Source organism: Nocardia canadensis (assembly GCF_032656385.1).
GTDB classification, from domain to species: Bacteria; Actinomycetota; Actinomycetes; order Mycobacteriales; family Mycobacteriaceae; genus Nocardia; species Nocardia canadensis.
In genome coordinates this window covers 627800-648237 of record NZ_JAVCWB010000010.1, presented here as the reverse complement: position 1 = coordinate 648237, position 20438 = coordinate 627800, and the positions used below count along the sequence as shown (strand labels likewise).

Genomic DNA, 20438 nt, shown 5'->3' with positions numbered 1-20438 from the left:
ACCAGGGTGTGCACCTGCTGGGTGACCAGCAGGTGCATGCGCTTTTTCCTGACGAAGTTGTCCAGGACGGCTCTCCCAGGAAAGGCCCAGATATGGAGCAGATCGACTTGGCCGACACCACAGTTCTCGTGACCGTCACCGGCCCCGACCGACCCGGCGTCACATCCGTGCTGCTGGCGACGCTCTCCCGCCACCAGGTGAGCCTGCTGGACGTGGAACAGGTGGTCATCAGGGGCAGGCTCACCCTCGGTGTGCTGGTCTCGTGCCCCAACGACCCCGAGGCACTGCAGGACGAGCTCGAAGAGGCCATGAACACCGTCGGCATGCAGGTCGACGTGTCGGTCGACGCGCAGATCGGCAAGCCGCCGATGTCGACGCACGCCGTCGTCGTGCTCGGCGCGCCCGTCACCGCGCACGCCTTCAGCGCGATCTCGCGGCTGCTGGCCGGCCTGGGCGCCAATATCGACACCATCCGCGGCATCGCCGACTACCCGGTGACCGGCATGGAACTGATGGTCTCGGCGATCGATTCCGGTGCCGACACCGATTCGCGGCTGCGCACCGCGCTGGCCGACATCGCCGTCGCCGAACAGGTCGACATCGCGGTGGAACGAGCCGGGCTCGCGCGCCGCGCCAAGCGGCTCATCGTCTTCGACGTGGACTCCACGCTGATCCAGGGCGAGGTCATCGAGATGCTGGCCGCGCACGCCGGCGTCGAGGAGCAGGTCCGCGAGGTCACCGAGGCCGCGATGCGCGGCGAACTCGACTTCGCCGAATCGCTGCGCCAGCGAGTGGCCACCCTCGAAGGTCTCGACGAATCGGTGATCGAGGAGGTCGCCGACCGGATCGAGCTCACCCCGGGCGCGCGCACCACCATTCGCACGCTGCGCAGGCTCGGTTTCCGCTGCGGTGTGGTCTCCGGTGGTTTCCGGCAGGTCATCGAGCCGCTGGCGCACGAGCTGGAACTGGATTTCGTGCAGGCCAACACCCTCGAGATCGTCGACGGCAAGCTCACCGGCCGGGTGATCGGCGAGATCGTCGACCGGGCGTTCAAGGCGACCGCGCTGCGCAAGTTCGCGGCCGAGGCGGGCGTGCCGATGGAGCAGACCGTCGCCGTCGGTGACGGTGCCAACGACATCGACATGCTCAACGCGGCCGGTCTGGGCGTGGCGTTCAACGCCAAGCCCGCGCTGCGCGAGGTGGCCGATACGGCGCTGTCGCATCCGTACCTGGACGCGGTGCTGTTCATCCTCGGCGTCACCCGCGACGAGGTCGAGGCGGCCGACGCCCGCGACGGCGGCGTGCGCCGGGTTCCGCTGCTCGGCCGGTAGCCCTGGCGCGTCGCGACCGGTGCGACCCGGTCGCGACGTTAGCCTCCAGCGCAGGGTGTCCTTTCGGCGTTGGGAGAGTTCCATGCGGAAAATCCTGTTCGCGGCCTGCGCGGTGGCGATGCTGGTCACCGGGTGCGGTGACGACGGCGACGACACCGGGGATCTGTCCTCGACGACGATCGACCTGCCGACCACGGCCGCGCAGTCCGCGGCCGGACCGGTGGAGGTCGACCAGATGTTCAGCGGGAGCACGGTCGCGCTCGGGCTGGGTCAGCAGCTGCTGGTCCGGCTGCCGCAGAACCCGAACGACACCGAGTCCTGGACGCCGGTGAACATCGAGCGCGGGGTGCTGGCGCCGGAGCCGCCGCTGTCGGAGGGCACCAGCACGGTGTGGCCGTTCCGCGGGGTCGGCCCGGGGACCTCGACCATTCAGTTCGTCTACGGTCCGGCCAGTCAGCCGCCGATCGGGCCGGGGCCGGAGTTCATCCTGACCGTGCGGGTCGCCTAGCGTCCACGGACGGCGTGGTGGCCGCCTCGTTAGGCTTGACCCGCAGTGGCGTCGATCGGATCGGGTGTTGTGGCATGGGCAGCGGGGAACTGAGCAGCGTGGAGATCGAGGCGGAGGCCCGCGACGACGCGGCCGCATTCGCCCTCCGGCACGCCGAATTGGCGCGGGGATACGGCGGCAACGGCGATCCCGACGACCCGGCCATGGTCCAGGCCATGCAAATGGTCCTGCACATCCCCAAGGCCGACCCACCCGCGCGCAGCGCGCTGCTGGAAGCCGCGGCGGCCGCGGCGGTGGCCGTGTGCCTGGACCCGCGCTCCGGGCCGGGCGGGGAGTGGGAGCCGCGCTATCTGGCGTGGAAGCGCTCCAGGATCAGGAAGGTGGCGCGGCGGGCGCGCGGCGCGCAGTGGGTCGCGGCGGGCGAGGTCGACGGGGTGACCGTGGAGGTCGACGGCGCGCAGGCGCGCGCGTTCGTCCCCGGCCCGGTGGGCGCGATCGACCAGCGGATCCGCAAGCTCCAGATCGGCGGGACCGACCTCGACCACGACGAGCCCGGCCCACCGGACCCCGACCTGCCCGTGCTGTGGGTCGACGCGGCGCTGGAGATGTCGGTCGGCAAGGCCGCCGCCCAGGTCGGCCACGCGAGCATGCTGCTGGCCGGCGCACTCCCGGTGGGCGCCGCGGCGGCCTGGGCGCAGCGCGACTTCCGGTGCGCGGTCCGCGACGCCGACGAGCGACTGTGGGCGACGCTGGTGGCCGAGGTCGCCGCCGGCCGCGCCGTGGCGGTCCGCGACGCCGGTTTCACCGAGGTGGCTCCCGGCTCGATGACCGTGATCGCGGTGCCCGCCCGCTCCTGATCGGCGCGACACGCGCGAACCGAATTCGTCGATCGGATGACGGATTTCGCGACCCGCCGCCCGGGCTCGGTGTATCCGGCGGACCCCGGGGGTATACGTAACCGACGGCTGGGGGATCGAGGGCGTAGGGAGGTTCCGCGATGGTGACGACGATTGTGGTGATCCTGATCGTGTGGGTGGTGCTGTCGGTGCCGGTGTCCTTCCTCGCCGCCCGGATGCTGCGTGACGAGCCGGACGGGCGCCGCGGTTCCGCGTCGACCAGGAACAACGAATCCCACACGGGCCGGTCGTTCCGCTGAGGGGCCGCGTGGGCCAAGATGGAGCGCGTGTCGCAACCCGATCCCGATCTGCTCATCGACTTCTCCGACGTGACCATCCGCCGCTCGGGCCGAACGCTCGTAGGTCCGGTCACCTGGCAGGTCGAGCTCGACGAACGCTGGGTGGTGCTCGGCCCGAACGGGGCCGGCAAGACCTCGCTATTGAGAATGGCCGCCGCCGAGGTCCATCCGACCTCCGGTGACGCGAACCTGTTGGGGGAGACCCTCGGTCGCGTCGACGTCACCGATTTGCGGCCGCGCATCGGGTTGTCCTCGGCGGCGGTGGCCAGCCGCATCCCCGTCGACGAGAAGGTCAGCGACCTGGTGGTGTCGGCCGGGTACGCGGTACTGGGCCGGTGGCGCGAACGCTACGACGACATCGATACCGAACGTGCCGTCGACATGCTGGAAACCCTGGGCGCCGAACATCTTTCCGATCGCACCTACGGCACCCTGTCCGAGGGCGAGCGCAAGCGGGTGCTGATCGCGCGTGCCCTGATGACCGACCCGGAACTGCTGCTGCTCGACGAACCGGCCGCGGGCCTGGACCTGGGTGGGCGCGAGGAACTCGTGGAGCGGCTGGGCAATCTGGCCGCCGATCCCGACGCGCCCGCGATGGTCCTGGTGACCCACCACGTGGAGGAGATCCCGCCGGGCTTCACCCACGCCCTGCTGCTCAAGGAGGGCGAGGTGGTCGGGCAGGGACTGCTCGAGGACGTGCTCACCGCCGCCAACCTCAGCGCCGCGTTCAGCCAGTCCATCGCGCTGGACCGGGTCGACGGGCGCTGGTTCGCCCGCCGGGCCCGGCGCGCGGGTCAGCACCGCCGCGCCTGAGGCCCACTCAGTGGGAACCGTCGCGTCGCACCGCGGCCGTCCGGGCTGAACTGTTTCCCCAGCGAACCAAGCGGGCGTTAGGGTGCAGACAGGCCGATGCGACGGCCGCGGTGGAACGGCGTCGGCTCCGGTGAGCCGTCCGATCCACCGCGGCCGTCGGACCGTCGGCCACGTGGTGGAGAGGAACGGTATGAGTGAGTCCGGGGTAGCCGCACGCGACGCGTCGACGGTGATGCTGGTGCGCGACGGCGCGGCGGGCATCGAGGTGTTCCTGCAGCGCCGCGTCAGCGGGATGGCCTTCGCGGGCGGCATGACGGTGTTCCCCGGCGGTGGCGTCGACGCCGCCGACGGCACCGCCGACATCGCCTGGGCCGGACCCGCGCCCGCGTGGTGGGCCGAGCGGTTCGCGACGACCGAGCAGGCCGCGCAGGCGCTGGTCGCGGCCGCGGTCCGGGAGACCTTCGAGGAATGCGGTGTGCTGCTGGCCGGGCCGACCGCCGACACCGTCGTCGACGACTCCGCGGTCTATCGCGAGGCGCGCGGCAAGCTCGAGCGCCGGGAGCTCTCGCTCGCGGACTTCCTCGCCGCCGAGGGCTTGGTGCTGCGCGCGGATCTGCTGCGCCCGTGGTCGAACTGGATCACCCCCGAAGCCGAACCCCGCCGCTACGACACCCGGTTCTTCGTCGCCGTGCTGCCGCAGGGCCAGATCGCCGACGGCGCCACCTCCGAGGCTGCCCAGGTCGTCTGGGCGACCCCGCAGGATGCGCTGGCGAGCTGGCGGGCGGGCGAACACGTCCTGCTGCCGCCCACGTGGTCACAGCTCGACGGTCTGCGCGAATTCGCCGATACCGCGGCCGTGCTGGCCGCCGAACGGGCGATCACGCCGATCATGCCGCACTACACGCCCACCGCCGGCGGGCCGCCGTTGACCGACTTCCCCGACAACGGCCGGTATTTCGCGGAGCTGCCGCAGTTGGGCGCACTGGGCGGCCGGTAGGTTGGCCGCATGGCCGAATTCGTCACCCTCGAGCTGCCCGCCGACCCGTCCGCGCGCGGCGTCGCGCTGCTGCGCATCGATCGTCCGCCGCTGAACCTGGTCGACGCCCAGCTGGCCCGTGAGGTCGCCGCGGCGGCCGAAACGGTGGCCCGGCACCCCGGCGTGGCCGCGCTCATCGTCTACGGCGACGAGCGGGTCTTCAGCGCGGGCGACGAGATGACCGAGCTCGCCGAGCTCGACGCCGGGCAGGCCGCCGCGATGGCGGCCGATCTGCAGGCGGCGCTGGGCTGTCTCACCCGGGTGCCGCAGCCGACCGTCGCCGCGATCACCGGCTACTGCCTCGGCGCGGGTCTCGAGCTCGCGCTGGGCGCCGACCACCGGATCATCGGCGACAACGTCAAGCTCGGCCTCCCGCAGATCAAGGCCGGGTTGATCCCGCTCGCCGGCATCCGCAAGCTGTCGCTGCTGATCGGCGCGAGCCGCGCCAAGGACCTCGTCTACACCGGCCGTTTCGTCGACGCCGAGGAGGCCGCGACGCTCGGTCTGGTCGACGAGGTCGTCGCGCCCGACCATGTCCTCGCGGCCGCGCGCCGCTGGGCCGAGCAGTTCGTCACGGCCGCTCCGCGGGCCCTGGCCGCCGCCAAGGCGGTCTTCGAAGCGGGCCCGCACGGGCACTCCGCCGCCGTCACCGAGTGGTCGGCGTTGTTCGACACCGACGACGCGCGCACGGGCACCCGGACCTTCGCCGCGGACGGTCCGAACAGCGCCGTTTTCACCGGACGGTGAGCTGAGACCGGTCATGCGACCAGTTGGAACCGCCGGAAACAAGACCGCCCATTGCGTGCTGAGGGTCTCCTATTACTCTTGGCGGTTATGACGGTCCACCCCGATGACCCGGCGCCGAACCCGCACGCCACCGAGGCCGAGGTCGAAGCAGCGCTGAAGGACACCAAGCTCGCCCAGGTCTTGTATCACGACTGGGAAGCGGAGACGTACGACGACAAGTGGTCGATCTCCTATGACGAACGCTGTATCGCGTATGCCCGCGGCCGGTTCGACCTCGCGGTCGGCCCCGCCCCGCTGCCCTACGAACGGGCGCTCGAGCTCGGCTGCGGCACGGGGTTCTTCCTGCTGAACCTGATGCAGGGCGGGATCGCGAAGAAGGGTTCGGTCACCGACCTCTCGCCCGGCATGGTGAAGGTCGCGCTGCGCAACGCCGAGCACCTGGGCCTGGACGTCGACGGCCGCGTCGCCGACGCCGAGACCATCCCGTACGACGACGACACCTTCGACCTGGTCTGCGGCCATGCCGTGCTGCACCACATCCCGGACGTGGAGCTGGCGCTCAAGGAGTGCCTGCGCGTGCTCAAGCCGGGCGGCCGTTTCGTCTTCGCGGGTGAGCCGACCACCATCGGCAACCTCTACGCCCGCAAGCTCGGCCAGGCCACCTGGAAGGTGACCACCGAGGTCACCAAGCTGCCGTTCCTGTCCGGCTGGCGCCGTCCGCAGACCGAGCTGGACGAGTCCTCGCGCGCCGCCGCGCTCGAGGCCGTCGTCGACCTGCACACCTTCGACCCGAGCGATCTCGAGAAGATGGCGAAATCGGCCGGTGCCGTCGACGTGAAGGCCACCACCGAGGAGTTCGCCGCCGCCCTCTGGGGCTGGCCGGTGCGCACCTTCGAGGCCGCCGTGCCCGACGAGAAGCTGACGGTCGGCTACCGCATGGCGCAGTACCGCGCCTGGCTGGGCCTGAGCTGGCTCGACGAGAACGTGCTGCGCAAGGTCGTCCCGCGCGAGTTCTTCTACAACGCGATGATCACCGGCGTGAAGCCGGGCGCGGCCAAGAAGTAAGTGGGGTACCGCTTCGGCCGCGACGATGTCGCCTTCCTGGGCAGCGCGGCGGGATCCGCCGCGCTCGCCGAGGTCGACCGGCTGGAGCTGACTCCGGCGACGCACCTGCGCGATATCGAGCAGGTGCGTCGCTCGTCTCCGGAGCAGGCCGCCGCGCTGATCGAGACGGTGCGGTTGCGGCGCAAGGCCGCGGTGAAGCTGCCCGCGGCCGCCGACTGGCTGTTCACCGACGACGCGTTGCAGCAGGCGACACCCGCGCTGGTCGCTCGGCACCGGGCGGCCCGGCTGGCCGGTAGGGCCGTGCACGACGTCACCTGTTCGATCGGCGCCGAGCTGGCCGAGCTGTCGGCCGTGTGCCCGGCGGTGATCGGCAGCGATCTCGACGACGTGCGGCTGGCGATGGCGGCCCACAATCTCGGCGCCGTGTCGCTCCGCGCGACCGCGGTCGACGCCGAACCACCCGCCGCCCCCGACGCCGCGCCGGGCGCCCCCGAGACCTCGTCGACACGGCGGCGCAACATCGTGTTGGCGAAAGCCGACGCCCTCACCCCGACCACCCGCGATACCGTGATCATCGCCGACCCGGCGCGCCGAGCCGACGGCAGGCGCACCTACGACCCCGCGAAACTCCAGCCTCCGCTGCCCGACCTGCTGGCCGCGTACGCGGGTCGCGACATCGCGGTGAAGTCCGCGCCCGGTCTGGACTTCGACCGCCTCGGCTGGGACGGCGAGATCGAGATCGTCTCCCTCGACGGCGCGGTCCGCGAGGCCTGCCTGTGGTCGCCCGGGCTGACCGAACCCGGCATCACCCGGCGCGCCACCGTGCTCGATTCCTGGGGCGGCGCGACCACGCTCACCGACGCCGACCCCGACGACATCCCCGAACGCGCCCCCGGTGAGTGGATCGTCGACCCCGACGGCGCGATCGTGCGCGCGGGCCTGGTCCGCCATTACGCCGCGAAACACGGTCTCTGGCAGCTCGATCCGCAGATCGCCTACCTCACCGGCGACACGGTCCCGGCGGGCCTGCGCGGCTTCCGCATCGAGGACCGGTTCGAACTGCGCGAGAAGACCCTGCGGCAGGAGCTGTCCCGGCGCGACTGCGGCTCGCTCGAGATCCTGGTCCGCGGTATCGATCTCGACCCCGACGCGCTGCGCAAGAAGCTCAAGCCGCGCGGCTCGGTTCCGTACACCCTGGTCGTCACCCGGATCGGCCGGGCGGGCGTCGTGTTCGTGTGCACCGCGGTCGCCGCGGCGGCCTAGCCCTCGATCTTCTTCACCACTCGCTGCACCGTGAGCCAGGTGCGGGTGGTGATGTCCTTGCCGTAGGTCTTCTCCAAGCGGGCCATGAAGTCCGGCGTCGCGCCGGTGCTGTTGTCGATGACGGTCAGGAACGCGCGGGCGTCGCGGTCGTAGCCGATGACGCGGGTCAGCGGATCGTCGTCGAACGAGGACAGGTCCGCTTCGCGCATCTCGTGCTTGAAGAAGGTGACCGTCAGATACGAGCCGCGCTCGTGCGGGAGCCCCTCGAACGGGTCGCGATCGAGCAGCGTGCGCAGCACCCGATGGCTGCGGATGATGGTGCCGCCGGGAATGCCGAGCTCGGCCGCCAGCGCCTCCTGGATGCGGTCCTCGAGGTCGGCGGGATCGTCATCGGTGCGGAACACCAGATTGCCGCTCGTGAGCACCGAGGCCACCTTGTCGAACCCGAGCCCTTCCAGCACCCCGCGCAACTTCTCGTTGCGCATGTTCGGGTTGGTCGGCATGATCCCCCGCAGCAGCGCCGCATAGCTCTCCACGGAGCCGACCGTACCGACCGCCACCGACACGCACCATCGCAGCGCGCCGCGACGACGTCAGGCCTGCGCGGCGGCGGCGTTCTTCTTGCGCTCGATATCGGCCAGCGCGGCCAGGTAGGCCTCGCGCTCCTCGGCGCTCGCGTCCCAGGCGACCTTGCGGTTCTTGACGACCTTGGCCGGGGCGCCGACGGCGATGCTGTAGTCCGGGACGTCACCGCGGACCACGGCGTGCGCGCCGAGCACGCAGCCACGGCCGACACGGGTGTCGCGCAGCACGGTCACCTTGGCCGCGATCCAGGTGTCGGGGCCGATCCGGACCGGGCTCTTGACGATGCCCTGGTCCTTGATGGGCAGGGTGATGTCGTCCATCTTGTGGTCGAAGTCGCAGATGTAGCACCAGTCGGCGACCAGCGTGGACTCGCCGATCTCGATGTCGAGGTAGGTGTTGACGACGTTGTCCTTGCCGAAGACCACCTTGTCGCCGATGCGCAGGGAACCCTCGTGGCAGCGGATGGCGTTGCCGTCCCCGATGTGCACCCAGCGGCCGATCTCCATGCGGGCGAATTCCGGCGTCGCGTGGATCTCCACATTGCGGCCGAGGAACACCATCCCGCGCAGCACGATGTGCGGGTTGGCCAGGCGGAACTTGGCCAGCCGGTAGTACCGCACCAGGTACCAGGGGGTGTACGCGCGGTTGGCGAGTACCCAGCGCAGCGAGTCCTTGGTCAGGAACCGCGCCTGCTGCGGATCGCGGCGGCGGGAACCACGCCAGCGCGCGCTCAGCGGCGCGCCCCACATGCTCGTCACGAAGTACTCTCCCGTCGTGATCGCACCGGGCCAGCCCCGGGGATTCGGTCGTCGGTTACACAGAGTACTTTCGGAGCGCACGCCTACCGTGCGATACCCCGATCATCGGCTCGATTACCCAGGGAGATCAGCAGGTGCGAACTCGGACTCGCGTCGCGGCCTCGCTCGCTGCCGCCGGTGTGGTGGCGTTGGCAGGATGCGGCACCGATGTGGACGACATCACCGTCGGCGGCGGAAAAGGCTGGCCCGCAGCCCATCACGACGGCCGCAACGGCGGGGCGAGCCCGGTGGCCGGCGCGGACGCGATGACGCTGAGCTGGTCACGCCCGGTGGGCGGCCCGATCGCCCAGCCGCTGACGATCGGCTCCGAGGGGCAGATGTTCGTCACCTCGAGCACCGGCAACTGCGCGATCTTCTCCTTCCAGATGCGCACCGGCCGCAAGCGCTTCTGTAACCCGCTCGGCCCGTCGACGATCGAGGCGCCGACCGTGGTCGACGGCGTCAGCAACGTCTACGTCGGCGACGACGGCGCGGTGAACTCCTTCAACTACCTCGGCCAGCCCCGCTGGCGCACGCCGGTGGCCGGTGTCCCGGTGGCGATCCAGTTCACCGGTGACGGCCGCGTGCTGACGGTGACCCAGTCCGGTCAGGTCGACATCCTGAGCCGCCAGACCGGCGGCCGCGAGGTGCCGACCCTGCAACTGCTCGGCGAGCCCGACTTCCTGCAGCTGCCGGGCCTGACCCGCCCGGCCTCCGGCGACGGCCTGGGCGACTGCCGGACCGGCGGCCCGCGCTGCGCGGTCGCCAACACCACCGCCGTCGACGCCGAGTCGGGTCGGTTCTTCGTCACCGTGTGGGAGCCGGGCAAGGCGGCCGCCTCGCTGCGGTCGATGCGCTACGCCGACGGCAAGGTCGTCCAGGAGTGGAGCGCCGACATGCTCACCGGTGGCAGCGCCACCAGCCCCACCCTCTCCGGTGACGGCGACACCGTCTACATCGGCGACAACAGCGGCCGCCTGATCGCGGTGAACGCCGAGGACGGCAGCACCCGCTGGACCCACGCGCTCGGCTGGACGCCCAGCGGCGGCATCTCCGTGGTCGACGACCTGATCATTCCCGCCGGCGACGACGGTTACCTGATGGCCGTGCACGACCGTGGTGACCGCGCCGAGCCCGCCTGGGAGCGCAAGGACCTGACCCTGCGCGGCACCCCCGCCCAGACCGCGGGCGGTATCGGCTACACCGTCGCCGCCATCGGCGCGGGCCTGAGCCTGATCACCTTCGACACCGCCACCGGCAACACCGTCGACTCCGATGTGCTGCCGGGCGCCACCGGCACCACCACCGGCACCTCCGTCGGGCCGAAGGGTGAGGTCGTCGTCGCCACCCGCGTCGGCGAGATCTTCACCTTCACCCCCGACGCCTGATCGACCGTCAGTACGGGTTGCTCCGGTCCGCCCAGCGCGCGCCGATCTCCGCCGTGAGGTGGCGGGGGAACGAGACGCGGGCCGGGTCGCCGTCGGCGGTGTAGCGCTGCTCCGGGTGCGCGGCCAGCCGGTCCAGCCAGTAGCCCGAGTCGAACGGGACCGCGCCCCGGCCGGATCGGATGCGCGGCACGGCGAGCGGGTCGATCGCGCCGTACGGTGCCGGGGCCGGGCCGGCGCCGACCAGCATGACGGCCTCGAAGCGGTAGCCGGTCCCGTCCCAGCTGCCCTCTGCGGCCAGCGCGCGCTCGCGCGGGTAGATGCCCAGCGGTAAGGCCATGGTGCGCACGGCGACTCCCGGCGCGGCCGTGGTGATCGCGCGGACGTTGTGCGCCAGTTCGCGTTGCACGCCGTCGGCGTCCAGGGTCGCGAGATTCGCGTGATCGGCGGTGTGCGCGCCGATCTCGTGGCCGTGGGCCGCCAGCCAGGGCAGCGCTCGCGGGTCGCCGCCGAACGGGTCGTTGTTGACGTAGAAGGTGGCGACCGGTCGGAAATCCGGGTAGCGGGCGCCGAATTCGGCCAGGATCCCCGCGGCGCTGTCGGGGGACACGGCACCGCTGTCGGTGAACGAGAGCTGGCTGCCGGTGGAATCGTCGAAGGTGAGCACGACCGGGTGCGTGCCCGCGGGCAGGTCGAGATCGCCGGCGAGGTAGCTCGCGGCGGTCACCGGACGGTAGCCCTCGCGATAGAGCCGTTCCAGCTCGTCCCGGAACTCGGCCGGGGTCTGGTCGTATTCACCGGCCGGGTGCGGGGTGATCTGGTGATACATCAGCACCGGGACGAATCCCAGCTCGTTGGCGGCGATCTCGGCCGGATCCGGCGGTACGGGTTTCGCCGTCGTCGCCGGTGGTGGTGCGGCCGGGGCCGCTGCCTGCGGTGTCGCGCAGGCGGTGAGCGCGGTGATCAGCACCAGCGCGGGCGCGAGTCGCAGGGCAACGTTCGAACCGCCGGTCATCGCGGCGATATTACGCGGCGGCGCAGGTTTTCCCCCGATCTTGCGATAACCCGCGGACAGTCCGCGCGACTGCGCCATAGTGGCCTGGCGAACGGTAGTGGAAGTTGGTGCGGGCGTTGGGATTGCGGATCCGGTCGGGCGAGCGGCGGCGGTGGGCGACGATCGCCTCGGGTGCTGTCCTCGCGATGGTCATCGTGGCGATGGTGGCGGGATTCGCGCTGAGCAGAACGGCTTCCGAGCCGTCGGCCGATACCGTGCCGCCGGTGCTCGAGGTCGCACCAGCGGAGCTCGCGCGGTCCTATCGCGCACCGATCGTGGTGCGCGGCAAGGCCGTCGACGCGGTCCGCGTGTCGATCGGCACCGACGCGGTGACACCCGCCGCGGACGGCACCTTCGAGATCTCGGTGCCGTGGGCGCCCGCCGTCGAGGTCGTCGCGGTGGACGCGGCCGGTAACCGGAGCAGCGCGATCGCGGTCTCGGCGGTCGCGCTGCCGCGGATGCGGGCGGTGCACGTCACCGCGCACGCCTGGTCGCACGAGGGGCTGCGCGAGGCCGTGCTCGATCTCGCGCGCGAGGGCCGCATCGACACCGTGCAGCTCGATATCAAGGACGAGGACGGCGTCGTCGGTTACGACTCCCAGGTCCCGCTGGCCCGCGAGTCCGGTGCCGTCGCCGATATCTACGACGCGCCGTCGGCCCTGCGGCAGCTACACGAGCTGGGCTTGCAGGTGGTCGGGCGCATCGTCGCCTTCCGCGATCCGACCGTCGCCGCGTGGGCCTGGCACAACGGCCGGCCCGACTGGGTGGTCCAGAACCCGTCCGGACAGCCCTATTCCAGCCATTACGGCCCGATCGCCTTCACCAATGTCGCGCATCCCGACATCCGTCGCTACACCATCGATCTGGCGGTCGAAGCCGCCCGGCTCGGCTTCGACGGCGTCATGTACGACTACGTCCGGCGCCCCGACGGCAGCCTGACCAGCATGCATTTCCCCGGCCTCGCCGGCACCCCCACCGACGCGGTCGCCGGCTTCCTCGCCGAGAGCCGCTACCCCGTCCACCTCGCCGGTGCGCACCTGAGCGCCGCGGTCTACGGCATCGCCGCCACCCGCCCCGAGCAGATCGCCCAGGACATCCCCCGGATGGCCCGCAACGTCGACTTCGTCGCCCCCATGCTCTACCCCTCCCACTGGAACTCCGGCGAATACGGCGTCCCCGACCCCAACGCCCAGCCCTACGACATCATCGCCCGCTCCCTGCACGACTTCCGGACCAGCACCGCGGGCACCGGCGCGAAGGTCATCCCCTGGCTCCAGGACTTCAGCCTCGGCGTCCCCTACGGCGACGCCGAACTCCGCGCCCAGATCGACGCCACCCGAGACACCGGCATCGACAGCTTCTTCCTCTGGAACGCCGCCACCCGCTACCACAGTGGCGGCATTCCCCCAGCCTGAGTTCGTCGCCGACTCGGGCTGGGGCGGTCCCAGCGAATGCCTATTCGGCCGGTTCGGCAGGGGCGATGTCGGCCTGGATCGGGGCGGCAGGCACCCATTCGCGGAGCGGCTGCACCACCGTGCCGTAGAAGGCATCGGTGGCCGAGGTGACGCTGGTGATGAAGCTGGCGGCGGTGCCGGAGCGTTTGCTACCCATCGGGAAGGTGTGTTCGAGGGTGAACGAGACGATCGGGGCGGTGCGTCCTTCGGTGAGGGACCTCGGGTTCGCGCGGACCGTGTCGAGCAGTTCACAGGTCTCGTTGCCACGTTCGGCGAACACGGCTTCGATCTGGAGGCGGCCCGGGGCGTCGGTGAGTTGCTTGGTCAGCCACGAGACCCGCCGGGCAGCCGTTCCTTCGTCCGGTGCGGCGATAGTGGTGCGGCAGCGCACCTTGTTGGTGCGGACATCGGCGACGATGGTCAGTTCGCCCGCGGTGTCGGGGATTCGCAGCACGGCCTCGAAGGAGCCGTCGGTGGCCAACCGCTCGGCGACAGCTGCCGCGCGAGCCGCGGGATCGGCCCGATACTTGCGGGCGAGCACGTGTTTGACCTCGACGCCGAGCTCCGCGGTGAGTCGCAGGGCCAGGTGCCTGCTCAGCGATACCCACGTATCGGCTACCGCCAGCGCCTTCTGATCACCTGCGCGCAAGGTGCCCGCGGTCACGGCATCGCGGACGGTCACCCAATGCCTGCCCATGTCGACGAATTCCGCAGCGCCCGACCGTGGATGGTCGAGGAAGCGCAGGAACTCGGCCAGTATCCAGGACTGCAGCGGGTCGTCGATATCACCGTGTGAGAGCAGCATCCTGGCCTCGTGGGCGATCTCGGCCCAGGACAGATGGCGCAGGGCGACTTTCGTCAGTTTGCGGCGGTCGACCTGCACCGGGAGCTCGCCCGGGCTCGCGGGAATGTCATTGGACAAACTCACGACGACGTCGTACTTCTTCCGCCGTGCGATGTCGAGATAGCTCTCGAGCTGGTCCTTCCTGAGCTTGCCGCTGCCGGTTTTCACCTCGAGCAGCCCGGTCCACTGTCTGCTTCCCCGGCTCACTTTCAGCACGGCATCCGGGACGACCTTCGAGTCGCCCGCCTCGTACTGAACTTCGATGTAGCCCTCGAATGCGCCTGCGGGGGCGCCCATCCTGGCGCAGACGGCGCGGGCGAACGGTCGCACCGCCTGCATGGTCGCGATCAACGCCGAGGTCGTGCGCCGTTCCTGCTCTTCGCCCGCGCCGACGCCGATCACCGAGAACAGCCGCGCGGGTTGCCATCCCTCGGCCTCGGCCTGCCGGAATTCGATCGGCTTGACCTTGCGGACCGGACGCTTGGCGGTACGGACACCGCCGACCCGAGCGGGTTTCGGTGCAGGCGCGGGTTGTGCCGGTTCGACCGGCGCTTCGGCCGGTGACGGTTCGGCGTCATCGATCGACACACCGAAATCTGTTGCCAGCCCACTCAGTCCCGAATCCCAGCCCTGGCCGACCGCGCGGACCTTCCACCCGCCGTCCCTGCGGTAGACCTCCCCGAACACGAACGCCGATTCGGTGTCGGCGTCGGCGGTCAGATACTCGGCCAGCGATCCCCCGGCCGGATCGATGACATGGAGAGCGAGCTTGCCGAGATCACCGAATGTTCCCGCGCCGACACTGCCCGCCAGGGCGATGGTGTGCACCCGATCCGGAACGGTGGCGAGGTCGATCGAGACCCTGGCTTGCATACCCTCCTCGGTAACGCTCGTCCCGAGAAATCGCACCGACCCGTCGGGGGATTCGGGCTGGTTGTAGAACACGAAGTCCGCGTCCGAGCCGACCCTGCGGTCGGTGCCGAGTAGCAGTGCCGAAGCGTCGACTTCGACCGCCGGCTCCGGCCAGCCGATCAGGATGTCGATACGGTCGACATCCTCCGGCAGTGCGATGTTCTGGCCCTTGGACAACAGCGAAGACGACACAGCAGCTCACCCTTCGAGGCTCGGCACGACACTCACCCGCAAGGCGATGCAGCCGACCCACCCGCTGACCCCCTTACCGCACACCACGATTCAGCGGCGATGCCGAGGAATGTCGGTGCTGAGGCCGCAGGTGTTACACAACTCACGTTTAGATGAGCGGAACTATCGTGACCAGCGACGACGATTGTCATCCCGCCCAGGCGATGGCGTCGGGTTCGGCGGTGACGGCGAAGACTCGGACTTCGGCGGGGATGAGGAAGCCGAAGAGGTGGACGGCTTCGCCGAGGGCCTTGTGGTCGGTGACCAGGGCGATGCGGCCCCAGGCGCTGCGGGGGACGCGGACGAGTTTCAGGTCCTGCCACATGGCGTCGAGGGAGTAGCGGTCGAAGTCGGGGCCGAGGACGTAGACGAGGTTGATCGGCTGTTCGTGCTGGAGGGCCGCGTCGATCGCCGGGTCGAGGACGGTGGTGTAGTCCTCGGCGGTGACGGTGCCGGTCGCGCGCAGGCCGATGGTGGCGGCGGGCAGGTGCGGAATCGGTTCCAGGGGCATGATCGGCTCCTTCGTCGTGGTGGTCGGCACCAGCGACGGTAGAGCCGGGGGAGGACCCCGGCGTCATGCGTTGTGGGTGAACTCGAGCTGCCTACTTCGGGTCGCGCTCGGGCAGCGGACGTTCCACGATGTCGGGACGGCCCAGCGAGGTGCGCACCCGGCGTTTGGCGGCCGAGTAGACCTGCGCGGTCTCCGCGGCGACCACGTCCCAGGCGAAGTCGGCGGTGAGCCGTTCGCGGGCGTTGTAGGCGCGGTCCTGGGCGGTCGCGGGGTCGTCGAGGACGGCACGGGTGGCGTCGACGATGCCGTCCACGTCGGCCGGTTCGAAGGAGGCGCCGGTGACCCCGTCGATGACGGCCTCACCGAGCCCGCCCGCGGTGGAGGCGATCAGCGGAACACCCGCCGCGGCCGCTTCCAGGGCGACGATGCCGAACGGCTCGTACCGGCTCGGCAGCACGATGGCGTCCGCGCCGTGCAGCCAGCCCAGCAGCTCCGAGTGCCCGAGACTGCCGACGAACTGCACCGCCCTGGCCACGCGATGCACCCGCGCCCGTTCCCGCAGCCAGTCGAACTGGGTGCCGACACCGGCCACGGTCAGGGTGGTCCCGGGGTGGGCGCGCCGGATGCGGGGCAGCGCCGCGATGGCGTCCTGCACGCCCTTCTCGTATTCGAGCCTGCCGACGTAGAGCAGCTTCGGCGGCCCGGAGCGCGGTGCGCGCGGCCGGAAAGTCCACGCGCCCACGTCGATGCCGTTGCGGATCACCGTGATCGGCGCGAGCTCGGGCCCGTAGAGCCGTTCCACCTCGTCCTGCATCGAGCTCGAGCAGGTGATCAGCTGATCGGCCTCGTTGGTCAGCCACCACTCGACCGAGTGGACCTGCTTGTTGACCCGGCCGGACACCCAGCCGCTGTGGCGACCGGCTTCGGTGGCGTGGATGGTCGCCACCAGCGGCACGTCGTAGTACTCGGCCAGCGCGATGGCGGGGTGCGCGACGAGCCAGTCGTGCGCGTGCACCACATCGGGCGTCCAGCCCTCGCCGACGCCCGGCTTGCCCAGGGCGACACCGGCGCGGACCATCGCGTGCCCCATCGCCAGCGTCCAGGCGAGCATGTCCTCGCCGAAGTCGAAGCAGGGCGGGTCCTCGGCCACCGCGACGACGAGTACGCCGTCGGCGATGTAGGAGTGCGTGGGGTGGGTGATCGAGTCGGTGCCCGTGGGCCTGCGCGCCAGCACCACGACCTCGTGACCGGCGGCGGCCAGCTCCACCGCCAGGTGATGGACATGTCGACCGAGCCCGCCGACCACGACCGGCGGGTACTCCCACGACACCATCAAAATCTTCATGCGAATCCTTCAGCGGCGGCCGACGGGACAGCGCTCGGCAACCGCCGCGCGTCCAGACCAGGGAAGAATCCGTCGGCCAGGTTCCATCCTGCCGCGAGACGGGCCGCTTTGGCGAACTGGCCGGCCCCGATGGCCTCGGCGAGTTCGCGGACCGCGTGCGCGTGCTCGTGTGCCCGATCCCGGGCGTACCCGGCGGCGGAGTCCTTGGAGACCATGAAGGCCCAGTCGCTGGAGACGGTGAGAATCGCCTCGCGCAGCAATTGATCGGCGACCGGATCGCGCAGCGAACCGTCCCGGCCGACCTTGTCGAGGGTGTCCAGCGCCAGCCGGACGACGTCGGCGTTGAGCTCGACGAGGTCGGCGACCTGGTCGCCCGCCCACACCCGCCAGTCCTTGCCGGAACCCCACGACGAGTCGTTGAGCTGCACGGGTTCGCCCACGAAGCCGTTGTCGCGGGCGTCGGCGAGGGTGCCGACGGTGACGCCCGCTTCGGGCAGCGCGCGCAGCACCTGTTCGAGCCAGGCGGGACCCTCGTGCCACCAGTGACCGAACAGCTCGGTGTCGAAGGCGGCCACCACGAGGGCGGGCCTGCCGATCCGCGCGGACTCCTCGATCAGCCGGGCGCGCACGGTCTCGACGAAGTCGGCGACGTCGCGGGTGATGGCGGTGGCGGCGAGCTCCGGATCGTAAGGGGCCTTGTCAGGACCGGCGACGGTCTTGCCGGTCACCCGGGACGGTTTGAGACCGGTCGCGTGGTCGTAGTGGTGGAAATCGCGGTAGGCGCTCTGGCCCGGATAGCCCTGTTTCGGCGACCAGACCCGGTAGCTCACCTGGAGATCGCGGCCGAACGCGAGCACGTCGGCGTCGCGAACGGGTCTGCCGAGGGTGGTGTCACCGCGCAGCGACGGGCCGTCGACCATGAAATGCGTCACACCCGCGGCGTCGTAGTTCCGCTCCATGCCGGGTGTGTAGCCGCACTCGGGTGCCCAGATGCCGGTGGGGGTGGTGCCCCAGCGCAGGCGCGCGTCGGCCAGGCCCTCGGTGAGCTGGAACTGCCGAAGTCGCTCGTCGAGCAGCGGCTGGAACGGATGCGCCAGCGGGCCGCCGAGCAGCTCGATCGCGTCGGCGTCGATGAGCGAGCGCCACACCGGCGCGCTGCCGTGCCGCCAGTCCCGCTCGAACTCGGCCAACGCCGTTGCGGCGAGCCGATGTTCGTGCCTGCCCAGCGCCACGTTGCCGGACATGGACGCCTCGTCGGCGCGCAACTGCCAGTTGCCCAGCCAGTGGTGCATGCCCGCCAGGCAGTGCGGATCGTCGAGCTGGGCGGCCAGCACGGGGGTGATGCCCAGGCTCAGCAGGTGTGTACGGCCTTCGGCCGCAAGGTTTTTCAGGACCCGGACCACGGGCAGGTAGGACGCGGCCCAGGACTGGTAGAGCCATTCCTCGCCGACCGGCCAGCGCCCGTGATGGGCCAGCCAGGGCAGGTGGGAATGCAGGACGAGCGTGAACTGGCCCGGCACGGAGCCGGACCGGGCGGAGCGCGAATCGGTCAAGGCCTTGCCTTTGCGGCGCTTGCCTTCTCGGCGATCGCGACCAGGTCCAGGCTCGCGTCGATCTCACCCGCGCGCAGGTCGAAATCGTCGATGGTGACGGCGGCGACGTCGGCGGTCAGGTCGGCGGGCCACGGCTCACCGGCCAGCGCGCGCTCGATCTGGGCGTCGATGAAGGACCCGCCGTGCTTGGCGTCCAACGCTTTCAGGCTCGCGCCGTGGTGCACGCCGAGCATCTCGGTGACCGTGAAACCGGCCTCGACCAGCAGTTCGGTCAGCTCGGCGGCGTTGAGTTCGCGGGTGTGGAACGGGTTGAGCGGGGTGTCGCGACCGGGAGAGAAGGTGATCCGGTTCGGGGTGCTGATCAGCAGCTGCCCGCCCGGGCGCAGCACCCGCAGGCACTCGCGCAGGAACTGCGCCTGGTCCCAGAGGTGCTCGATGACCTGGAAATTCACGACGACATCGACGGATTCGTCGTCGAGCGGCAGCTCGGCGAGATTGCCCTGGATCATCTCGACCCGCGGGTAGCGCGCGCGCACGTGCGCGACGGCGCCGTCGTCGTAGTCCACGCCGACGACACGCGCGGCCACGCCGGCGATCATGTCGGCGCCGTAGCCCTCGCCCGAACCCGCCTCGAGCACGGTCTTGCCGGTGCACCGGTCGAGCAGGCGGGCATAGGCGATCTCGTGCCGACGGAACCAGTAGTTCTCCTCGGCGATGCCGGGCACGGTCCGCTCACCGGTCAGCGGCAGTGGTTCATGTGTGGCGGCCACAGGTGCGGCAGGGATCACAGCCTCGCTCATTTCTCCGACGTTACTGGTACCGCCGGTTCCCCCAGGACTCAGGGATCGGTTCCGAACCCCTTGTGCATGTAGGTTACCCACGAGTAACTTAGCGTAGGGTAGTGTTCCGCTCTGAGCTACTCACACGGACGTACGGCCCAGCTCGTGCGGCCACCACACACGTGTACCCAGAAGGAGGTCGACGAAGACCGATGCCGAACATCGTCGTACTCATCAAGCAGGTTCCCGACACCTGGTCCGAGCGCAAGCTGACCGATGGTGACTACACCCTCGACCGCGAGGCCGCCGACGCCGTCCTCGACGAGATCAACGAGCGCGCCGTCGAGGAAGCGCTGCTGATCAAGGAGGCGCAGGGCGGCGAGGTCACCGTGCTGGCCGCCGGTCCGGATCGCGCCACCGAGGCCATCCGCAAGGCGCTGTCCATGGGTGCCGACAAGGCCATCCACATCAACGACCCGGCGATCCACGGCTCCGACGCCGTGCAGACCGCGTGGGTGCTGGCCGGCGCGCTGGGCCAGGTCGAGGGCGTCGAGCTGGTCATCGCCGGCAACGAGGCCACCGACGGTCGCGCGGGTGCCGTGCCGGCGATCATCGCCGAGTACCTGGGCATCCCGCAGCTGACGCACCTGCGCAAGCTGGCCGTCGACGGCGACAAGATCACCGGCGAGCGCGAGACCGACGAGGGCGTCTTCAAGCTCGAGGCGTCCCTGCCCGCCATCGTCTCGGTCACCGAGAAGATCAACGAGCCGCGCTTCCCGTCCTTCAAGGGCATCATGGCCGCGAAGAAGAAGGAAGTTCAGGTCTTCACCCTGGCCGATCTGGGCATCGACCCGTCGACCGTGGGCGTGGCCAACGCCGGCACCCAGGTCACCGGCTCCACCCCGAAGCCTGCCCGCACCGCGGGCGAGAAGATCGCGGACGAGGGTGAGGGCGGCAACCAGATCGCCACCTACCTCATCGGTCAGAAGATCATCTGATCCGGCCCCGTCCGAGACTTCGAAGGAGAAAG

General features: G+C 70.4%; 20 protein-coding genes. 12 read left to right on the top strand and 8 right to left on the bottom strand.

The genetic code is table 11. The features are described from left to right. The first annotated feature begins 92 nt into the window (after window positions 1-92). From serB to Q7X29_RS26475, 9 genes are all read left to right on the top strand, one after another. Window positions 93-1331 (top strand): phosphoserine phosphatase SerB, encoded by a 1239-nt coding sequence (serB, locus tag Q7X29_RS26515; RefSeq protein ID WP_394358737.1) that lies wholly within the window; start codon window positions 93-95, stop codon window positions 1329-1331. Between the two features lie 82 nt (window positions 1332-1413). Next, window positions 1414-1839 (top strand): protease inhibitor I42 family protein, encoded by a 426-nt coding sequence (locus Q7X29_RS26510; protein ID WP_218719297.1) that lies wholly within the window; start codon window positions 1414-1416, stop codon window positions 1837-1839. Between the two features lie 74 nt (window positions 1840-1913). Next, complete coding sequence (locus Q7X29_RS26505; RefSeq protein ID WP_218719298.1) at window positions 1914-2696, top strand: peptidyl-tRNA hydrolase; 783 nt, start codon at window positions 1914-1916, stop codon at window positions 2694-2696. A gap of 140 nt (window positions 2697-2836) precedes the next feature. Continuing rightward, window positions 2837-2995: a hypothetical protein gene (locus tag Q7X29_RS26500; protein WP_218719299.1), complete on the top strand. Its 159-nt coding sequence runs from the start codon at window positions 2837-2839 to the stop codon at window positions 2993-2995. Window positions 2996-3013: 18 nt separating this feature from the next. Next, entirely contained in the window at window positions 3014-3847 is an 834-nt protein-coding gene (locus Q7X29_RS26495; protein ID WP_316575695.1) for an ABC transporter ATP-binding protein, read from the top strand. Window positions 3848-4037: 190 nt separating this feature from the next. After that, window positions 4038-4844: an NUDIX hydrolase gene (locus Q7X29_RS26490; RefSeq protein ID WP_316575694.1), complete on the top strand. Its 807-nt coding sequence runs from the start codon at window positions 4038-4040 to the stop codon at window positions 4842-4844. A gap of 9 nt (window positions 4845-4853) precedes the next feature. Continuing rightward, window positions 4854-5630: an enoyl-CoA hydratase-related protein gene (locus Q7X29_RS26485; RefSeq protein WP_316575693.1), complete on the top strand. Its 777-nt coding sequence runs from the start codon at window positions 4854-4856 to the stop codon at window positions 5628-5630. 87 nt (window positions 5631-5717) lie between these two features. Continuing rightward, window positions 5718-6695, top strand: coding sequence for a class I SAM-dependent methyltransferase (locus Q7X29_RS26480; RefSeq protein WP_218719303.1), 978 nt, complete (start codon window positions 5718-5720; stop codon window positions 6693-6695). Continuing rightward, a complete protein-coding gene (locus Q7X29_RS26475) occupies window positions 6696-7958 on the top strand; it encodes a THUMP-like domain-containing protein (RefSeq protein ID WP_316575692.1) in 1263 nt (420 codons plus the stop codon). On the opposite strand, the gene Q7X29_RS26470 is transcribed toward Q7X29_RS26475, so the two are convergent. Together Q7X29_RS26470 and Q7X29_RS26465 are read right to left on the bottom strand one after the other, a co-directional pair. Next, the gene (locus Q7X29_RS26470) at window positions 7955-8494 is read right to left on the bottom strand and encodes a DUF1697 domain-containing protein (RefSeq protein ID WP_316575691.1); all 540 of its coding nucleotides are present in this window, start codon (window positions 8492-8494) and stop codon (window positions 7955-7957) included. The two genes, Q7X29_RS26475 and Q7X29_RS26470, sit on opposite strands and share 4 nt — an antisense overlap. Before the next feature lie 57 nt (window positions 8495-8551). Further along, a complete protein-coding gene (locus tag Q7X29_RS26465) occupies window positions 8552-9301 on the bottom strand; it encodes an acyltransferase (RefSeq protein WP_218719306.1) in 750 nt (249 codons plus the stop codon). Window positions 9302-9435: 134 nt separating this feature from the next. On the opposite strand from Q7X29_RS26465, the gene Q7X29_RS26460 reads away from it, so the two are divergent. After that, on the top strand, window positions 9436-10728 hold the full coding sequence (locus tag Q7X29_RS26460; RefSeq protein ID WP_316575690.1) for an outer membrane protein assembly factor BamB family protein: 1293 nt from the start codon (window positions 9436-9438) through the stop codon (window positions 10726-10728). 7 nt (window positions 10729-10735) lie between these two features. Here Q7X29_RS26460 and Q7X29_RS26455 read toward each other — a convergent pair whose 3' ends face one another. Beyond that, window positions 10736-11740, bottom strand: a complete 1005-nt coding sequence (locus tag Q7X29_RS26455) for a polysaccharide deacetylase family protein (RefSeq protein WP_316575689.1) — start codon at window positions 11738-11740, stop codon at window positions 10736-10738. A gap of 116 nt (window positions 11741-11856) precedes the next feature. On the opposite strand from Q7X29_RS26455, the gene Q7X29_RS26450 reads away from it, so the two are divergent. Continuing rightward, complete coding sequence (locus Q7X29_RS26450; RefSeq protein ID WP_255588010.1) at window positions 11857-13194, top strand: putative glycoside hydrolase; 1338 nt, start codon at window positions 11857-11859, stop codon at window positions 13192-13194. Window positions 13195-13234: 40 nt separating this feature from the next. On the opposite strand, the gene Q7X29_RS26445 is transcribed toward Q7X29_RS26450, so the two are convergent. The 5 genes from Q7X29_RS26445 to Q7X29_RS26425 form a co-directional block, all read right to left on the bottom strand. After that, complete coding sequence (locus Q7X29_RS26445; protein ID WP_316575688.1) at window positions 13235-15181, bottom strand: TerD family protein; 1947 nt, start codon at window positions 15179-15181, stop codon at window positions 13235-13237. Window positions 15182-15368: 187 nt separating this feature from the next. Further along, entirely contained in the window at window positions 15369-15731 is a 363-nt protein-coding gene (locus tag Q7X29_RS26440; RefSeq protein ID WP_316575687.1) for a SpoIIAA family protein, read from the bottom strand. 91 nt (window positions 15732-15822) lie between these two features. Next, complete coding sequence (locus tag Q7X29_RS26435; protein ID WP_218719310.1) at window positions 15823-17076, bottom strand: glycosyltransferase family 4 protein; 1254 nt, start codon at window positions 17074-17076, stop codon at window positions 15823-15825. Further along, entirely contained in the window at window positions 17073-18629 is a 1557-nt protein-coding gene (locus tag Q7X29_RS26430) for a glycoside hydrolase family 57 protein (protein ID WP_316575686.1), read from the bottom strand. The genes Q7X29_RS26435 and Q7X29_RS26430 overlap by 4 nt, the downstream gene beginning before the upstream one ends. Next, window positions 18626-19429, bottom strand: coding sequence for a methyltransferase domain-containing protein (locus tag Q7X29_RS26425; protein WP_218719312.1), 804 nt, complete (start codon window positions 19427-19429; stop codon window positions 18626-18628). Before Q7X29_RS26425 ends, Q7X29_RS26430 begins: the two co-directional genes overlap by 4 nt. A gap of 191 nt (window positions 19430-19620) precedes the next feature. On the opposite strand from Q7X29_RS26425, the gene Q7X29_RS26420 reads away from it, so the two are divergent. Beyond that, window positions 19621-20406 carry an electron transfer flavoprotein subunit beta/FixA family protein gene (locus tag Q7X29_RS26420; protein ID WP_218719313.1) on the top strand — a complete coding sequence of 262 codons (786 nt, stop codon included), beginning with the start codon at window positions 19621-19623 and terminating at the stop codon, window positions 20404-20406. Window positions 20407-20438: the final 32 nt, after the last annotated feature.

Bases quoted from the DNA above. Each gene is read 5' to 3' on its own strand.
- Q7X29_RS26505 (WP_218719298.1), top strand. From the start codon at position 1,914: ATGGGCAGCGGGGAACTGAGCAGCGTGGAGATCGAGGCGGAGGCCCGC.
- Q7X29_RS26455 (WP_316575689.1), bottom strand. From the start codon at position 11,740: ATGACCGGCGGTTCGAACGTTGCCCTGCGACTCGCGCCCGCGCTGGTG.
- Q7X29_RS26485 (WP_316575693.1), top strand. From the start codon at position 4,854: ATGGCCGAATTCGTCACCCTCGAGCTGCCCGCCGACCCGTCCGCGCGC.
- Q7X29_RS26440 (WP_316575687.1), bottom strand. From the start codon at position 15,731: ATGCCCCTGGAACCGATTCCGCACCTGCCCGCCGCCACCATCGGCCTG.
- Q7X29_RS26480 (WP_218719303.1), top strand. From the start codon at position 5,718: ATGACGGTCCACCCCGATGACCCGGCGCCGAACCCGCACGCCACCGAG.
- Q7X29_RS26510 (WP_218719297.1), top strand. From the start codon at position 1,414: ATGCGGAAAATCCTGTTCGCGGCCTGCGCGGTGGCGATGCTGGTCACC.
- Q7X29_RS26425 (WP_218719312.1), bottom strand. From the start codon at position 19,429: ATGAGCGAGGCTGTGATCCCTGCCGCACCTGTGGCCGCCACACATGAA.
- Q7X29_RS26420 (WP_218719313.1), top strand. From the start codon at position 19,621: ATGCCGAACATCGTCGTACTCATCAAGCAGGTTCCCGACACCTGGTCC.
- Q7X29_RS26435 (WP_218719310.1), bottom strand. From the start codon at position 17,076: ATGAAGATTTTGATGGTGTCGTGGGAGTACCCGCCGGTCGTGGTCGGC.
- Q7X29_RS26495 (WP_316575695.1), top strand. From the start codon at position 3,014: ATGGAGCGCGTGTCGCAACCCGATCCCGATCTGCTCATCGACTTCTCC.
- Q7X29_RS26490 (WP_316575694.1), top strand. From the start codon at position 4,038: ATGAGTGAGTCCGGGGTAGCCGCACGCGACGCGTCGACGGTGATGCTG.
- Q7X29_RS26500 (WP_218719299.1), top strand. From the start codon at position 2,837: ATGGTGACGACGATTGTGGTGATCCTGATCGTGTGGGTGGTGCTGTCG.
- serB (WP_394358737.1), top strand. From the start codon at position 93: ATGGAGCAGATCGACTTGGCCGACACCACAGTTCTCGTGACCGTCACC.